Raw genomic sequence first — 17,108 nt, 5'->3', positions numbered from 1 at the left:
ATGTTCACGCTCCCCCACCACTCACCTCGGGATTTGCCATTCGTCACCGATCATACCGCGCTGTTGCTGGTGGACATGCAACGCGCCTGGCTTGAGCCGCAGTTCGACCCGCACCTCAACGGGCCGGACGCCGAGTACTTCCTGACCCGCACCCACATGCAGGTGGTGCCCAATCAACGCCGGTTGCTCAGCGCCTTTCGCAGCGCCCGGCAAAACGTGCTGCACACGATCATCGAAAGCCTCACCGCCGATGGCCGCGACCGCTCGCTGGACCACAAGTTCTCGGACATGCACTTGCCCAAGGGCAGCCCGCCAGCGCGGATCATCGACGACCTGACCCCGGCAGAAAACGAAATCGTGCTGCCCAAGACCTCGTCCGGGGTCTTCAACTCCACCAACATCGACTACGTGCTGCGCAACCTCGGGACGCGACACCTGATCATCGCCGGCATCGTCACCGATCAGTGCGTGGACATGGCCGTGCGTGATGCCGCCGACCGCGGTTATCTGGTGACGCTGGTGGAAGATGCCTGCGCGACTTACACGCCCGCGCGGCATCAGGCCTGCCTGAATGCAATCAAGGGTTACTGCTGGATCACCGACACCCAGACTGTGCTCGGCCGGTTGCAGGAGATGCAGCCATGAGCGAGCGCCTGTTGCCACTGCCCATGACCACCCTCGTCACCACCGACCTGATCGGCGTGACACGCGGACGCTCCTTTCCCACGGACGAACTCGAGCACTATCAAAGGACGGGGTGTGGCTGGGTGCCGGCCAACAGTGCGCTGACCCCGCAAGACATCATCGCCTACACCAACCCCTGGGGCGCTTATGGCGATTTGCGGCTAATGCCGGACCTGCTCAGCCGAGTGACGGTCAGTAACGGCCCGGATGCCGACGCTCCGGCGCTGGATTTTATGCACAGTGACATTTGCGAAACCGATGGCCGCCCGTGGGGTGCCTGCCCGCGTACGGTGTTGCGCAATGAGGTAGAGCGCTATCGCGCCGAGTTGGGCTTGCAGGTCAATGCGGCGTTCGAGCATGAATTCAACTTGAACACCGGCGACGTTGAACACCTGGCGTTTTCTCTGCAAGCCCAGCGTCAGGGTGCCGAGTTTGGCGGTTGGCTGCTCAGCGCCCTGCGTGCCGCTGGCGTCGAGCCGGAAATGTTCCTGCCCGAGTACGGCAAGCATCAATACGAAATCACCTGCCGCCCGACCCTTGGGGTGGCCGCTGCCGATCGCGCGGTGAACGTGCGTGAAATCACCCGCGAGATCGCCCGGCAAATGGGCCTGGAGTTGAGCTTCGCGCCCAAGACCTCGGAGCATGCGGTGTGCAACGGCGTGCACCTGCACGTCAGCCTGCTGGACCTGGCTGGCCAACCGGTGATGTACGACGCCGGCACCACCAATGGCTTATCGACCCTCGGCCAGCACTGGGCCGCCGGCATCCTGCATCACCTGCCCGCGCTCTGTGCGTTTACCGCGCCGACGCCGGTGTCCTACGAGCGTTTGCAGCCCCATCACTGGAGCGCGTCCTACGCGTGCCTCGGGCAACACAACCGCGAAGCCGCGCTGCGAATCTGCCCGACGACAAGCCTGGGCGGCAAAACGGTGGCGTCGCAATACAACCTGGAATTTCGCGCCATGGACGCCACGTCCTCGCCGCACCTGGCCATGGCCGCGCTGCTGATTGCCGGCCGGCTGGGCATCGAACAACGCCTGGCTTTAAACGCAATCACCGATGAAGTCCCCGACGCCCTGAACGAAGAACAACGCCAGGCGCGCGGCATCGTCGCCCTGCCCGCGTCCCTTGCCCAGGCCCTGGATTGCCTGCGCAACAGCGAGGCACTGATCGAGGCCCTGCCGAGCGCGTTGCTGGACACCTACTTCGCCCTGAAAACCGAGGAACTGACGCTGACGGAACAGCTGTCGTCCGCCGAACGCTGTGAACACTATGCGCGCCTGTACTGAATCTGCTGAGCTCGGTCTTTACACCGAGCCCGCGTACACCCTGAGCCGGGAAGACTCCGATCACCCGTTGATTCTGGTCTGCGAACACGCCAGCCGTTTTATTCCGGCCGGGTTGAATGACCTGGGCCTGAGTCACGAGGCGGCCCGTGAGCACATCGCCTGGGACATCGGCGCCCTGGCGCTGGCCGAGGGCTTGTCCCGAGCATTGGGTGCAACCCTGTTGGCGGCCAATTATTCGCGGCTGCTGGTCGACCTCAACCGACCGCGCCAGGCCCCGGACAGCATTCCGGCGCAGAGCGAGATTTATCAGGTGCCGGGCAACCGGGACCTGGACGAAGCCACCCGCGAGTACCGTCGGCAATCGCTGTTCGAGCCGTTTCACTCGCGTCTGACAGACTTGATCGACGAACGTGTCGCTCAAGGCCGGCCGGTGCGGGTGGTGGGCATTCACAGTTTCACGCCGGTCTATCACGGCCAGCCTCGTGTGCTGGAAGTCGGCGTGTTGTTTGGCGAGGGCGGGGAGTATGCCCAGCGTTTGATCGATGGTTTGAGCCAGCATCCATTGAAGGTTGCCGGTAATGAACCGTACAAAATCAACCCGCTGGGCGACATGACCGTGCCGGTCCACGGTGATGCACGGGGCCTGGAATCGGTGTTGATCGAGGTGCGCAACGACCTGCTGCGTACGCCTGAAGACGTCAATCGCTTTACCGAATACCTGGCGCCGCTGTTGTAAAGCAATCGCTTCAAACTCGCGGCTTGTAGCTGCGTTCATATCAAGGAGAACGGCTTCATGGAAATAGAAGAATTTGGCTACAAGCAAGAGTTGAAACGCAGCCTGTCGCTGACCGACCTGGTGGTGTACGGGATGATCTTCATGATCCCCATCGCGCCGTTTGGTGTTTACGGCTACGTCAACGCCGAAGCGCCAGGGCTGGTACCGCTGGCCTACATCATCGGCATGGTGGCGATGCTCTTCACGGCCCTGAGTTACGGCAGCATGGCGCGGGCCTTTCCGATTGCCGGTTCGGTTTATTCCTACGCGCAACGGGGCCTGAACCAGCACGTAGGGTTTATCGCCGGCTGGCTGATGCTCCTCGATTACCTGCTGATTCCGCCGCTGCTGTATGTGTACGCGGCCATGGCCCTGAATCATTTGTACCCGGACATTCCGAAGGTCGGTTTCATCCTGGCCTTCCTGGTCAGCGCAACCTTCGTCAACTTGCGGGGCATCACCTTCACCGCGCGAATGAACATCATCTTCCTGCTGGCGCAACTGGTGGTGCTGGGGATCTTCCTGTTTTACGCCTGGAACGCGCTGCACAGTGGCGGCGGTAACGGTCAGCTGACACTGGCGCCGTTGTACAACCCCGAGACATTCAACTTCGCCCTGCTGATGCAAGCGGTGTCGATTGCGGTGCTGTCGTTCCTCGGTTTCGATGCGATTTCCACCCTCGCCGAAGAGATCAAGGGTGACCCGGGCCGCAGCGTCGGCAAGGCCGCGTTGATTACGCTGGTGGTCATGGGCGTAATCTTCGTTGTGCAGACCTGGATTGCGACAGACCTGGCGGCCGGCATGGGTTTCAAATCCGCTGACACGGCTTTTTATGAAATCGCTGAACTCGCGGCCGGCAGCTGGCTGGCCACCCTGACCGCCGTGGCGACGGCGCTGGCCTGGGGTGTTGCGGTGGCAATCACCTCTCAAGCAGCAGTGTCTCGTCTACTGTTCGGCATGGCCCGGGACGGCAAGCTGCCAAAGGTTCTGGCCAAGGTTCATCCCAAACACAACACGCCGTACGTGAGCATCTACCTGGTGGCCGTGCTGTCGCTGGTGATCTGCTACCTGTTCATCAACTCGGTGGACACCCTCACCTCACTGGTGAACTTCGGCGCACTGAGCGGTTTCATGTTGCTGCACCTGACGGTCATCAACTACTACTGGCGTCGGCAGAAATCCGGACAGGTGATCCGTCACCTGATCTGCCCGGTGATCGGCTTCATCATCGTCGCGGCGATCATGTACAACATGGGCGTCGACGCACAGAAACTCGGCCTGATCTGGATTGCTTTGGGCCTGGTCTACCTGTTTGTACTCAACAAACTGGGCACCCGTGCGGTACTGCCCGACCCAAGCAATGGCTGACAAGAAATAGAGCGGCGTCTGACAAAAATTCAGGCGACCGCCGATTGAACGCGTGGAAACCGACAGTGATAGTCAGGTTCGCTGCCAACCGCCGAACCCTTTGATACAGGAGTGCATCCATGCTGGTCTTACGCCCAGTCGAGTTAACCGACCTGCCCCAGTTGCAGCAACTGGCGCGCGACAGTCTGGTAGGCGTCACGTCCTTGCCGGACGACACCGAATGCCTGCGCGAGAAGATTCTCGACTCCTGCGCCTCATTTGAAAAAGACGTTGAGGGTCATGGCCCGGAGAACTACTTCTTCGTGCTGGAAGATCTGACCCAAGAGCGTTTGGTGGGCTGTTCGGAGATCCTTGCCACCGCCGGTTTCAGCGAGCCGTTTTACAGCCTGCGCAATCGACACTTCACCAGCGCCTCACGGGAGCTGAACATCGAGCACGGCGTGCCCGCGCTGTCGTTGTGCCACGACCTCAGCGGCCATACCTTGCTGCGGGGTTTTCATATTGACGCAACGCTGGTGCGCACACGGTTCTCTGAACTGCTGTCCCGGGCGCGGCTATTGTTCATCGCCGCCCACTCGCAGCGCTTTTCCGAAGCCGTCATCACCGAAATCGTCGGCTTCAGCAGCGACGAAGGGCACTCGCCGTTCTGGGATGCAGTGGGCAAGCATTTCTTCGACTTGCCCTACGCCGAGGCCGAACGACTTTGCGGCCTGGAAAGCCGAACCTTCCTCGCCGAACTGATGCCGCAATACCCGATCTATGTGCCGATGCTGCCCCAGGCGGCGCAGGACTGCATCGGCCGCATCCACCCCGATGGCCAGGAGGCTTTCGATATCCTCGAGCGCGAAGGCTTCGAAACCAACAGCTACATCGACCTGTTCGACGGCGGTCCGACGTTGTATGCACGCACTCCCGGCATCCGCTCCATCGCCCAGAGCCAAACCGGCACGGCGAAACCGGGTGCATCCATCGATGCCCGTGGCAGCTATCTGGTGAGCAACGATTCGCTGAAGGACTATCGCGCCATCGTCGCCGATCTGGATTACCAGGCCGGGCAACCTGTGGGGTTGAGCGCCGAGATGTGCGCCGCCCTGATCGTGACCGAAGGCAGCCCTATCCGGCTGATCGCCCTGTGAGCATCACCCGGCCCCGCGCCCAACGACAGCGCCCGAGCGGGCGTGCAGAAGGAGTTGCATCATGATTGTCCGCCCGGTTCGCGTCACCGACCTGCCCGCCTTGCTGAGCCTGGTGCACCAGGCTGGTCCTGGCTTCACCACCCTGCCGGCCAACGAGGAACGCCTGACCCACCGGGTACGCTGGGCCCAACGAACCTTCGCCGAACAGGTCGAACGCGCCGATGCCGATTACCTCTTCGTGCTCGAAGACGACGATCAGCAACTGGTGGGCGTCAGTGCCCTGGTGGGCGCCGTGGGCCTGCGCGAGCCCTGGTACAACTACCGGGTCGGGCTCACGGTCAGTTCGTCACCGGACCTGGGTATCCGGCGACAGATTCCGACGTTGTTCCTGAACAATGAAATGACCGGCCAATCGGAGATTTGCTCGCTGTTTCTGCGACCCGATCAACGCCAGGGCAGTAACGGTCGGTTGCTGTCGTTGGGGCGCTTGTTGTTCGTGGCCGAGTTTCCGCACCTGTTCGGCGACAAACTCATCGCCGAACTGCGTGGCAGCGCCGACGAACATGGCTGTTCACCATTCTGGGACAGCCTGGGCCGGCACTTCTTCAAGATGGATTTCAGCCACGCCGATCACTTGTCGGGGCTGGGCAGCAAGTCGTTCATCGCTGAACTGATGCCACGCCAACCGCTCTACACCTGCCTGCTCACCGAACAGGCCCAGGCCGTGATCGGCAAGGCGCACCCGAACACCGAACCGGCCCTGAAAATCCTCACCGCCGAAGGCTTTGCCCATAAGGGTTACATCGACATCTTCGACGCCGGCCCGGTGATTGAAGCCCCGGTCTCGAATATCCGCACCGTGCGTGACAGCCAACCGCTGGTGCTGGCCATCGGCACGCCCGACGAGGAGGCCCCGGTGTGGCTGATCCACAACCGTCGCCTGGAAAACTGCCGCATCACCGCCGCCCAGGCCAGACAGGTGGGCAACAGCCTGATCGTCGACCGCCTCACCGCCAAACGCCTGCAACTGCAACCCGGCAACTCGGTGCGCGCCGTGCCGCTGCTCAATCAACAGCAGCAGGCTGTTGCGGCGTGATTCACTCCAGTTTGAACGCGTCGTCCAGCGGCATGCGGTAACCGTTGGTCAGGCGATTGGCTTCGTTGGACATCCAAACCACGGCCTGCAACTCACCGAAGATCTCCTCGGTCATCCCGACCTTGCGTACCGCCGCGGTATGCGTACCACCCCACAAACATCAACTAACAATCAACAACATTAACTAACAACTACCAAATTGCATCCAACAAACACACCCTCCATACTCCAAAACATAAACCACCTACAAGAAACAACCCAATCATGTAAAACGCAAAAAGAACCACCCCAGCACTTCTTTATTTCTCACACACTCAATATTGAAACCCGCATTTACTTACAAAAAAGCCCATCACAGACAATTAAAATTTTAATTAACACGATAAAAAATTACCCGCCACACGCTCCGACTAATATTTGCCCCTTTTTAAAAAACGCAAACCAGAGCCCCTCATGATTGAAACACTTTTAAACGCTGACCTATCGCCAACCCGGCTTATGACCATTATCAAATCCATCGACATCACCTCCGACATTAATAAACTGGTCAGCAGGGTGCGCGAAAACACCGCACGCACCCATGCCGCTTCTCAAGCTGCCGAAATCATGAAGTTAACGAACATCCATACCAGGTCATTGCTGCTGCACTGTAACGAAAGTGGCAACATTAGCCTCAAGGCACCTGACAGTGCACCCGCATCACAGTTGCTCTATACCGTTCCAGGAAACAGTATTTTGTTTGCCATCAACAATCAGTCATTTCCCGTTCAGCTTTACGCGGTGCAGGATAACCACCTGACATTCAGGCAGATGATGATCGTCGACGCCGACAATCCATTATTCATTGACGGTTCAAAGGTCCTGTTCGACAGCAATCCGATGGGTATCGGGCATGCGGCATTTATCGGCAGCATCAACCTGCCCGACAGGGGCGCAGACATTGGTGTATTTGATCGCACCTCATTGCGCAAAATCGCCTGGTTCCCCCATGACGATAGCGCCGCCCGTTATCTGGTGAGCCTCGAATTACTTGAAGCTGCACAGGATCCCGAGGCCGGAAAAGTGGCCGAAGAACTGATATATCACTACCACCCTGCCGTTGCGTGGAAAGCGTTTCAGTTGATTCAGCAAACCAATCCGCAGGCCGCACTGAATTACGTGCCGCTGTTGAGAAAACTGCAAAACAGTCGGCTGAACCATTTACTCGACCAGCAAAGTGAGGCGGCATGAAACTGGAAGCGTTCATTGAGCGGATGACAACTTACGATCTTGAGCGAGACAAGCCAAAAATCATAGAAGATCTGCGTCAACTGGCTACAAATCGAACGTTGTTGAGCGAGCACCTTTACACCACTATTCAGCGAGACGGGTTTAGTACTAGCAACAGCCTCTACAGCGCTTATGCTTTTATACTGGCCTACAATGATATGTTTACCGTTCGCCTTGGATTCTGGTCTCCGATTACGTCACAAGACGAAAGTGAAACGTTCATCTATGACCTGAATCACACTCACGACTTTGAAATCTATGCCGTGGGTTATAGCGGCGACGGGTACACGACTGTCACACGAAAAATACTTGATAACACACCGATACAAGCCGGCACCCTACCCGCACTCAGTGAAGAGCATGTACTGAAACTCGCACCCGGCGAAGTTCTGCACATGCTCCCACTACAGGAAATACATAAACAACTTCCACCCAGAACAATGTCCGCATCACTGAGTTTGCTTATTCACCCTCAGCGATCGGATATAACCGAAGAAGCTTGGTGCTTCGACGAAAACCATATACCGACTTACCCCGGTATTGCTATGCAGGAAACAGCATTCTTTGAACGCACGCTGTCACTGCTTCAAGGCGGGTAGCAATCGGCTACCCCCATTAATCTAAAAAAGGAAATAAATATGAACAAGCCAATGAACAACTGGAACGAAACTCCGCTTCTGCGCGCTGGAGCCAATGTCATCAACACGCCGGTCAAGACAACGTCGCTAGAACCATGCTCCTCCGGCGTCGGGCCTCGTTATAACGTGGGTAATATCCACGAAATCAAGAAATTCTGGGGGCTGCCGGCTCAAGGCTGAAACCGCTCTCTTTGAGAGCACTACCAAGGCTGCAGACTGACAAGGTTTGCAGCCTTTTTTTTTCATCAAGATGTATTGCCCAGCAATCTACCGCTGGCTTCTGCAAATTCGTCATCATTCTCCCCCCGCTCGCGTGATAGCCTTTTGGTCCTTCGGCGTTGACACTTTTGCTCAAGCCCTTCCATTCCCATTGCAGTGGTGGAACTCATATGTCCAGGCTTTCTCATCAAGATTTGCGCCGTAACTTTCGCGAGCTGTTCGCTTCCAATACCTGCTATCACACGGCGTCGGTTTTCGACCCGATGTCGGCCCGCATTGCCGCGGATCTGGGTTTTGAAGTGGGGATCCTGGGCGGTTCAGTCGCATCGTTGCAGGTACTGGGCGCTCCCGACTTTGCCTTGATCACCCTCAGCGAGTTTGCCGAGCAGGCCACTCGCATTGGCCGTGTCGCTCAATTGCCGGTCATCGCCGACGCCGACCACGGCTACGGCAACGCGCTGAACGTGATGCGCACCATCGTCGAACTCGAACGTGCCGGTGTGGCCGCCCTGACCATCGAAGACACGTTGCTGCCCGCCCAGTTCGGCCGCAAGTCCACCGACCTGATCGGGGTGGCAGAAGGCGTCGGCAAGATTCGTGCGGCACTGGAAGCCCGGGTCGATTCGGAAATGGCAATCATCGCCCGCACCAACGCCGGGATCCTGCCGGTGCAGGAAGTCATCAGCCGTACCTGTCATTACCAGCAGGCCGGTGCGGACGGGATTTGCATGGTGGGCGTGCGGGACTTCGACCACCTCGAACAAATCTCCGAGCACCTGAGCGTGCCGTTGATGCTGGTCACCTACGGCAACCCGCTGCTGCGCGACGACAAACGCCTGGCCGAACTGGGCGTGCGGGTCACCATCGATGGTCACGGCGCCTACTTCGCCGCGATCAAGGCCACGTATGACAGCCTGCGGGAACAACGGCAGTTCTTTACTCAGGCGTCGGACCTGAGCGCCACCGAGTTGACTCATACCTATACGCAGCCTGAGGAATACATTCGTTGGGCGGAAGAGTTTATGAGTGTTAAGGAATAACGGAGACCACCGAAAAGATCGCAGCCTGCGGCAGCTCCTACAGGGAATACGCCATCTCAATGTAGGAGCTGCCGCAGGCTGCGATCTTTTGATCTTGCCTACTTCGCGGTCTTGAACTCCACCTCCCGCTGCAACGCCCGCGCCTGAACCACATTCAGCATCGCGCAATCTTCGCGCATCAGCAGATGAACTGCCCGGGTAACGCGCGTCAGATCGCAATCGGAAATGTCTTTGAGGTTCAGGCTGGACAAGGTGTCCGCCAGATCGCGAACCACAGTAAAGCGATGCGCGGCGCAAGCGGCGATGTCGCTGAGTTCTTTGTGAGTGTTGATGAAGAGCACCGGGGTTTCGGCGTCGTAGGTGTCGATGGGGAGGTAACGGGGCATGACTTGGTCGAACATGGAAATATCTCCTGATAAATAAGGACTTCAGGGATTCGACCGGCCAAAATCGTCGCGGGATTGACCGCGAGCCGAGATCATAAAGGGCCAACTTGCAGCACTGCAACGAGCAGTTCTGTGGGAAACGTCTTGGAAAGTTGTGGGGTGGTTTTGACGGCGGTGTCCGGCTTGAGCCCCCCCCCTCACCCTAACCCTCTCCCCAGAGGGGCGAGGGGACTGACCGTGGGTTTCTTGAGGAGTCCGGCGACGTGAACGACCGAGTTGAATGCGATTTTTAAGTGATTTGCTGTTGGTCGAATCCAAGTTCGACTCAATCTCTCAGGTCGCAGTAAATAGCCAAAACAACTCGGTCAGTCCCCTCGCCCCCTTGGGGAGAGGGTTAGGGTGAGGGGTCGATCCAACTGACCCACCACCCCCAAACCGCACGCAATTCAGTGAGCCTTGGCCAACTCCATAATCATCCGCGACAACAAGTAAATCCGCGGCGCCACACTCTCTACCTCCGCGTATTCCTCCGGCGTATGAATATTCCCGCCAACAATCCCGAACCCATCCAGCGTCGGCGTACCCACGCCCGCTGACAGGCTGGCATCCGCCGCCCCACCGCTACCTTCTTCCGTCAACTTGCGGCCAATTTCACCGTAAATCCCTTGAGCCATCGCCATCAACCGATCCGATTCCGGCGTTTGCGGCATCGGCGGCAATCCGCGCTGAAGGGTGGTGGTGACTTCTGTGTCAGCAATCAGCTTGTCTTTCGAAACCCGCGCCAGGTCCTTCTCGATCCGGTCAAACTCTTCCGGCACCGCCGCCCGCACGTCTGCCTTGGCGGTGGCTTGATCCGGAATGACGTTGGTGCGGTCCCCAGCCTTGAGTACGGTGAAGTTGATGGTGGTTTTCTTCTCCGCGTCGCCCAGTTTGCCGAGCTGCAAAATCTGGTGCGCTGCTTCCATGGCGGCGTTGCGTCCCAGCTCCGGCGCGACACCGGCATGAGCCGCCTTACCCTTGACCTCGACCACGGCGGTGGCACTGCCTTTGCGCCACACCACCAGGCCATCCGCCGGGCGGCCCGGTTCGAGGTTGAGGGTGACGTCGTGGGCCTTGGCGGTTTTCTTGATCAGGTCGGTGGCAATGTCCGAGCCGGTTTCTTCGCTGGCATCGAGCAGAAAGGTGATTTGCGCGTAGTCCTTGAAGTCGAGGTTTTTCAGGACTTTCAGCGCGTAGATCCCTGCAACGATGCCGCCCTTGTCGTCCATCACGCCCGGCCCGTAGGCGCGGCCGTCCTTGATGTGGAACGGACGCTCGGCGGCCGAACCTTCCTTGAAGACGGTGTCCATGTGCGCCATCAGCAGGATTTTTGCCTTGCCGGTGCCTTTGAGGGTCGCGATCACGTGGCTGCTTTTGTCCGGGGTATTGGGCACAAGCTCGAGGGTCGCGCCGAGTTTTTTCAGTTCGTCGATGGCGATGTCGCTGACTTTCGTCAGGCCCGGTTCAAAGCCGGAACCGGAGTCGATGTTCACCAAACGCTCCAGTAACTTCAGGGCTTCGCCCTTGTACTGTTCGGCATCGGTGAGGACTTGTTTGTGCGGTTCGGCGAAAACGGTGGGAGCGAAAGCGCCGAGGGCGATGGTCAGGCCAAGGCTGGTGGCCAGCAGGGAGCGAGGGAGATTGAACGTCATGAATCGATCCTTGTTTCGTGTCGGGGGGTGAAAAACACCCTACCTGACTACGGCGCAAGGCTCTAGACCGAATGCGACACTGAGCGTTCGGCTTTGGACCGAGTTGAAGCCATCGCGGGCAAGCCTTGCTCCTACAGGGCAACGTGATCTGTAGGAGCCGAGCTCGCGATGGCGGAATGTCAGGCGACATTACTGGTGATGGATCACACCGAATCAAGTAATGGGTGATGCGGTTTGTCATCGCTGCAACAGATGACGCGGTTGCGACCGGAGGCTTTGGCTTCGTAGAGCGCCTGGTCGGCGTCGTTGAGCCACAGGGTTGCGTCGGTGTATGCCGGGTTGAAGGCGGCCAGACCGATGCTCAGGCTGACTGTCAGTGCCGGGCTCTGCTCGTAGCCCAACGTGGCGAAGCGATCACGCAGCGCATCCATGGCGACCGCAGCGCTCGTGAGCGGAAGATCCGGGAGGATCACGCAGAACTCGTCGCCACCGTAGCGCCCGGCAACATCCGCCGCGCGCAGGTTCTGCTTGAGCATTTTGCTCAACTGGCGCAACACGATGTCCCCGGCAACGTGGCCGTAGGTGTCGTTGATAGATTTGAAATGGTCGATGTCGATCAGAGCAATCGCCCCGCCCTGCTGCTGACGTTTGCAACGCTGGAATTCGATTTCCAGTTGATCCTTCCAGGCGCCGTGGTTGAGCAAGCCGGTGAGGCTGTCGGTGCGGCTCAGGGCCAGCAATTCACGCTTTTGTCGGCCGAGGGTGTGAGCCTGGCGGAAGCAGATCCAGCCCAATGCCAGCGGATACAAACACATCAAGGGCAAACAGGCATACATCTGCAGTTGGCTGGTTTGCGGGACGAAGGCCGGGGAGAAAATCAGCAGTCCGACGCCCATCCCGAGAACTTGCGCCACGGTTCCCGCCAACAGGAAACGCAAACCGCCAATGGCCACATTGTTCATCGCCATCATGCCCAGGGTCGTCGCGCCGGGCAGCGGATTGAAGTGCATGGCTGCGACCCAAAAGCCGCCGAGAAAGGCGTCCACCAGCAGGTTTCGGTGTTCGGCGTGATAAGGCACTGGCGCGCGGCGCGCCCATTGATAGGCCACGTGCGGCCAGAGTATGGCGTTGAGCAGCATCGCCGCCCACACCCACGGTGCAGGGTTGAGTGGATACATCGCTGCGCTCACGAGCAACAGCCCCAAGGCTAAACCCAGGGTTCGCGATGTATAGAGCCTCCTGGCCAGTGAAAGTCCTTTTCCTCCCGTTTTTTCCATAGAGGCCTCTGCGCCACTGAACGGAACCTGAAAACAGGGCTTCAAGTGTGGTGAGAGTCTATCAGGGAAGCGGCAAATAGCCATCACCGGCTGGCGGTCTGAATACCACGGCACAACCTTGAGGCGAGCGCCCAATGTTTGGCTATACATGAAAGAAGGGTTCGATCAATAACGATAAAAAAGGAGGCCCATGCAGACCTTTCAAGTGTTGATCATCGGCAGTGGATTTGGCGGCCAGTGCGCGGCGATCAATTTGCTCAAGGCAGGCATCGACGATTTTCGCCTGCTGGAACGGCGGGACTTTTTCGGCGGCACCTGGTGCCAAAACACCTACCCCGGTGCCGCGGTCGACGTGCCCTCGCCGCTCTATTCGCTGTCCTTCGCGCCCTACCGCTGGACGCAAATGTTCGCCGAGCAGGCCGAACTGCACCGCTACACACAGTACGTGGTGGAGCACTTCGGCCTGCGAGACAAGGTTGAACTGCAGGCCAATGTCGAGCGCATCGAATGGGACGACGACGGCAAACGCTGGGCGGTGCACACCGCCTGCAAAGGCACGTTCCATGCGCAGTTCCTGATCAACGCCACCGGGCCGCTGAGCCAACCGGTGATCCCGCACTTCGAGGGCCAGGAGCGGTTTCAGGGCAAGACTTTTCACACCAACAACTGGGATCACACCTACGATTACCGGCAAAAACGCGTGGCCATCGTTGGCAGCGGTGCCAGCGCGGCCCAGGTGATTCCGACGATTGCCCCGGACGTCGAGCATCTGCATGTGTTCCAGCGCACGCCGCACTGGGTGTTGCCTCGGGCCGACCGCGCCTTTGGGCCTTTCCAGCGTTGGTTACTGGGGCTCAAACCAGCCTACAAACTGTTGCGCTGGACGATCTACTGGCTGTTCGAAACCCGAGTGATTGCCTTCAAGTATTCGAAACCAGCGATCCGCGTGGTCCAGCAACACGCCCTGCGCTTCCTCAAACGGCAAGTGCCCGCCCCACAATTGCGGCAAAAACTGACGCCCGACTATGCCATCGGCTGCAAACGGATAATCGTCTCAAGCACCCTGTACCCGGCGCTGGGCCGCAGTAACGTGAGCCTGCACAGCCGCGAGCAAGGCATCGCCGCCATCGATGAAACCGGCATCGTCACCCAGGACGGCCAACACATCGACCTGGACCTGATCGTCTGGTCCACCGGTTACGACGCCACCGACGGGGTGATTTCCTACCCGGTCACCGGCAAAAACGGCACACAACTCAAAGCGTTCTGGGCCCAGTATCCGCGGGCCTATCTTGGCACCAGCCTGCCGGACTTCCCCAACCTGTTTATCGTCACCGGCCCCAACACGGGCATCGGCCATACCTCGGCCCTGTTCATCATCGAGTCTCAGATGAACTACATTCTCGATTGCATCCGCACGTTAAAAGAACACGGTTTGCGCAGCATCGAAGTTCGCCCCGAAGCAGAACGTACCTACACTGAAATGATCCACCGGGAGATGGAACGCACCGTATGGAAGTCCGGGGGCTGCCACAGTTGGTATCAAAGCAAGAGCGGTCATGTGATTGCGATGTTTCCGGGGTTCAGTTTCAGCTATCACCGGTTGACCAGGGCGCTGAAACCCGCCGATCACATTCTGTCCTGATCACGTAAAAGGAAGATGCCTGATGCTTTTGTTGGTTGTCGCAATCGCCGTTTTCGTGGCCTGGAGCTGGTTGAGTTACCCGGCCATCGGTCATTGGCTCTATGACTTGAACATGTCGGTAGAGGCGAAGCTGTATGGCTTGCACAAAATTGTCGTGCCGATCGCCGAAATGACTGTTTCGACCTGGCAAGGCGGGCCGTACGAAGCGTCCAGCAGCGTGCTGATGCTCCACGGCTACAGCGCCGACAAGAACATCTGGCTGCGTTTTGCCCGGCACTTTGTCGGCAATTATCGGGTGATCATCCCCGACATCGCCGGCCATGGCGAAACCGGCTTCAAGGCGGGCGGCGGCTACGACATTCCCTTGCAGGCCAAGCGGATGATCCAGTTGCTCGATGTCTGCGGCGTCGAGAAAGTCCACGTGATCGGCAACTCGATGGGCGGTTACATGGCGGCGTGGCTGGCGGCCACGTACCCGGATCGCATTGTTTCGGTGGCCCTGATCGACCCGGCAGGTGTCACCGCCCCCGAAGCCAGCGACCTGGAGCGGCATTTGGCCAAGGGCCACAACCCGTTCCTGATTCATTCACGGGAAGAATTCCAGCGCTTCTACGCCATGACCATGGCCGAACCGCCGTGGGTACCCAAGGTGGTGCTGGACGCCATGGCGCAACGCTATGAACAGAGTCGCGATGAGCTGGAAGAAATCTTCAACGACTTCCGTGCCAGCCCGCCGATGGAGCCGAAACTGCCCGACATCAAGTGCCAGGCGCTGTTGCTGTGGGGGCACAAGGACCGCTTGATCGATGTCAGCAGCGTGGCGATCTGGAGCAAAGGCATCGCCGATCTGCGAGTGGAAGTCTGGGACCACACCGGCCATATGCCAATGGTGGAGCAACCGACGAACACGGCGCGGCTGTATCGGGAATTTTTGGCATCGCTGCGCTCGGAAAGCCCTCAGGATCAGCGGCTGCACTGAACATGCAGTCCTTTGCAGAATGAAGTCCGTAAGATTCTTCGTTTGTCGGCGCCGCGCAAGGCTGCGATCTTTTCCCGCATCCTTTACGTTACCGCACCAGGAATTCTTTCATGAGTCACCCAAACTTCGTCAGCCCTGACCTGATCCGCCAACGCTTTTCCAAAGCGATGTCCGACATGTACCGCGAAGAAGTGCCGCTGTACGGCGCGCTGATGGAACTGGTGGAACAAACCAACCGTCACGTGCTGGACAGTGATCCACAGATCGCCCGACAGTTGAACAGCACCGGTGAAATCCAGCGCCTGGACCTGGAGCGGCATGGCGCGATCCGTGTCGGCACCGCCGATGAACTGGCCACCCTCGCCCGGCTGTTTGCGGTGATGGGCATGCAGCCGGTGGGTTATTACGACCTGACCCCGGCCGGCGTTCCGGTGCATTCCACGGCTTTTCGCGCGGTGCATGAGGCGGCGTTGCAGGTCAGCCCGTTCCGGGTATTCACCTCCCTGCTGCGTCTGGAACTGATCGAGGACCTGGAACTGCGAGCGTTCGCCCAGTCGGTGCTGGATAAGCGTTCGATCTTCACGCCCACTGCGTTGATTCTCATCGAGCGCGCCGAAACCCAGGGCGGCCTCACCGAACAGGAGGCCCGGGACTTCGTCGAGCAGGCGCTGGAAACATTCCGCTGGCATCACACCGCCACCGTGACCGCCGAGCAGTACCGCAAGCTCAGCGCCCAGCATCGCCTGATCGCCGACGTGGTGGCGTTCACCGGCCCGCATATCAACCACCTGACGCCGCGCACCCTGGACATCGACATCGTCCAGGCGCAAATGCCTGCCCACGGCATCACCCCCAAAGCGGTGATCGAAGGACCGCCCCGCCGTCAGTGCCCGATCCTGCTGCGCCAGACCAGTTTCAAGGCCTTGGATGAGCCTGTCGCTTTCACCGATCAAACCCAGACTCACGGCAGCCACAGCGCCCGTTTCGGCGAGATCGAGCAACGCGGCGCGGCGCTCACTCCCAAAGGCCGGGCGCTTTACGACCGCTTGCTCAACGCTGCCCGGGATGAATTGAAAGACTTCCCCAATGAAGCCAATGCCGCACGTTACAACGCGCTGATGGCGCAGCACTTTGCAGAATTCCCTGACACCGTTGAGGGCATGCGCCGAGAGGAACTGGCGTACTTTCGCTACTTCGTCACGGAAAAAGGTTTGGGGGCCGATGAGCTGAAATCGTGGTCGCTGGAGGATCTGCTCAACGGCGGGTATTTGCGGGTTGAACCGTTGGTGTACGAAGATTTCCTGCCAGTCAGCGCTGCGGGGATTTTTCAGTCGAACCTGGGGGATGCGGCGCAAACCCACTATGGCGTGCAGTCGAACCGGCAGGTGTTCGAGAAAGCGCTGGGGCGATCGACGATTGATGAGTTGGCGTTGTATGCCGAGACGCAGCGACGCTCGATCGAAGAATGTTTCGCGCATTGAGCCTCGCGACCTGAGGCATGGCACAAACATGTAGCAGCTGGCGCAGCCTGCGTCCGGCTGCGCAGCAGTCGTAGAACCGGCAAACACGGTTTACCTGAATGACCGCGGTGTTTGGTTTTACGACTGCTTCGCAGC

At 59.0% G+C, this 17,108-nt stretch carries 16 protein-coding genes; 13 read left to right on the top strand and 3 right to left on the bottom strand.

The features are described from left to right. The 10 genes from PMI27_RS26475 (at position 1) to PMI27_RS26520 (ending at position 9,514) form a co-directional block, all read left to right on the top strand. Complete coding sequence (locus tag PMI27_RS26475; RefSeq protein WP_008153803.1) at positions 1–645, top strand: isochorismatase family cysteine hydrolase; 645 nt, start codon at positions 1–3, stop codon at positions 643–645. Then, positions 642–1,973 (top strand): glutamine synthetase family protein, encoded by a 1,332-nt coding sequence (locus PMI27_RS26480; protein ID WP_008153805.1) that lies wholly within the window; start codon positions 642–644, stop codon positions 1,971–1,973. Before PMI27_RS26475 ends, PMI27_RS26480 begins: the two co-directional genes overlap by 4 nt. Further along, positions 1,957–2,709, top strand: coding sequence for an N-formylglutamate amidohydrolase (locus PMI27_RS26485; protein WP_008153806.1), 753 nt, complete (start codon positions 1,957–1,959; stop codon positions 2,707–2,709). Before PMI27_RS26480 ends, PMI27_RS26485 begins: the two co-directional genes overlap by 17 nt. Positions 2,710–2,766: 57 nt before the next feature. Continuing rightward, complete coding sequence (locus tag PMI27_RS26490; RefSeq protein ID WP_008153807.1) at positions 2,767–4,116, top strand: APC family permease; 1,350 nt, start codon at positions 2,767–2,769, stop codon at positions 4,114–4,116. Positions 4,117–4,235: 119 nt separating this feature from the next. Continuing rightward, positions 4,236–5,252, top strand: coding sequence for an arginine N-succinyltransferase (locus tag PMI27_RS26495; protein ID WP_008153808.1), 1,017 nt, complete (start codon positions 4,236–4,238; stop codon positions 5,250–5,252). Positions 5,253–5,313: 61 nt separating this feature from the next. Beyond that, on the top strand, positions 5,314–6,348 hold the full coding sequence (astA, locus tag PMI27_RS26500) for an arginine N-succinyltransferase (protein WP_008153809.1): 1,035 nt from the start codon (positions 5,314–5,316) through the stop codon (positions 6,346–6,348). Positions 6,349–6,801: 453 nt separating this feature from the next. After that, positions 6,802–7,578, top strand: coding sequence for a hypothetical protein (locus PMI27_RS26505; RefSeq protein WP_008153812.1), 777 nt, complete (start codon positions 6,802–6,804; stop codon positions 7,576–7,578). Then, entirely contained in the window at positions 7,575–8,216 is a 642-nt protein-coding gene (locus PMI27_RS26510) for a hypothetical protein (protein WP_008153813.1), read from the top strand. Before PMI27_RS26505 ends, PMI27_RS26510 begins: the two co-directional genes overlap by 4 nt. 39 nt (positions 8,217–8,255) lie before the next feature. After that, positions 8,256–8,435: a hypothetical protein gene (locus tag PMI27_RS26515; RefSeq protein WP_008153814.1), complete on the top strand. Its 180-nt coding sequence runs from the start codon at positions 8,256–8,258 to the stop codon at positions 8,433–8,435. 209 nt (positions 8,436–8,644) lie between these two features. Then, positions 8,645–9,514, top strand: a complete 870-nt coding sequence (locus PMI27_RS26520) for an isocitrate lyase/PEP mutase family protein (protein ID WP_008153815.1) — start codon at positions 8,645–8,647, stop codon at positions 9,512–9,514. Positions 9,515–9,612: 98 nt separating this feature from the next. Here the strand turns inward: PMI27_RS26520 and PMI27_RS26525 are convergent, their stop codons facing one another. The 3 genes from PMI27_RS26525 to PMI27_RS26535 form a co-directional block, all read right to left on the bottom strand. Continuing rightward, positions 9,613–9,915, bottom strand: a complete 303-nt coding sequence (locus PMI27_RS26525) for a hypothetical protein (RefSeq protein WP_008153817.1) — start codon at positions 9,913–9,915, stop codon at positions 9,613–9,615. Between the two features lie 431 nt (positions 9,916–10,346). Beyond that, the gene (locus PMI27_RS26530; protein ID WP_008153818.1) at positions 10,347–11,591 is read right to left on the bottom strand and encodes a M20/M25/M40 family metallo-hydrolase; all 1,245 of its coding nucleotides are present in this window, start codon (positions 11,589–11,591) and stop codon (positions 10,347–10,349) included. Between the two features lie 203 nt (positions 11,592–11,794). Next, positions 11,795–12,868 (bottom strand): diguanylate cyclase, encoded by a 1,074-nt coding sequence (locus PMI27_RS26535; RefSeq protein WP_008153819.1) that lies wholly within the window; start codon positions 12,866–12,868, stop codon positions 11,795–11,797. Between the two features lie 190 nt (positions 12,869–13,058). Here PMI27_RS26535 and PMI27_RS26540 point away from each other — a divergent pair, with 190 nt between their 5' ends. From PMI27_RS26540 to hglS, 3 genes are all read left to right on the top strand, one after another. Continuing rightward, positions 13,059–14,513: a flavin-containing monooxygenase gene (locus PMI27_RS26540; protein WP_008153820.1), complete on the top strand. Its 1,455-nt coding sequence runs from the start codon at positions 13,059–13,061 to the stop codon at positions 14,511–14,513. A gap of 22 nt (positions 14,514–14,535) precedes the next feature. Then, positions 14,536–15,492, top strand: a complete 957-nt coding sequence (locus PMI27_RS26545) for an alpha/beta fold hydrolase (protein WP_008153821.1) — start codon at positions 14,536–14,538, stop codon at positions 15,490–15,492. Positions 15,493–15,602: 110 nt separating this feature from the next. After that, positions 15,603–16,973, top strand: coding sequence for a 2-oxoadipate dioxygenase/decarboxylase HglS (hglS, locus tag PMI27_RS26550; RefSeq protein WP_008153822.1), 1,371 nt, complete (start codon positions 15,603–15,605; stop codon positions 16,971–16,973). Positions 16,974–17,108 lie beyond the last annotated feature (135 nt).

Origin of the sequence: Pseudomonas sp. GM41(2012) (genome assembly GCF_000282315.2) — a bacterium.
Taxonomy (GTDB): domain Bacteria; phylum Pseudomonadota; class Gammaproteobacteria; order Pseudomonadales; family Pseudomonadaceae; genus Aquipseudomonas.
This window is presented reverse-complemented; position numbering and strand designations above follow the sequence as displayed.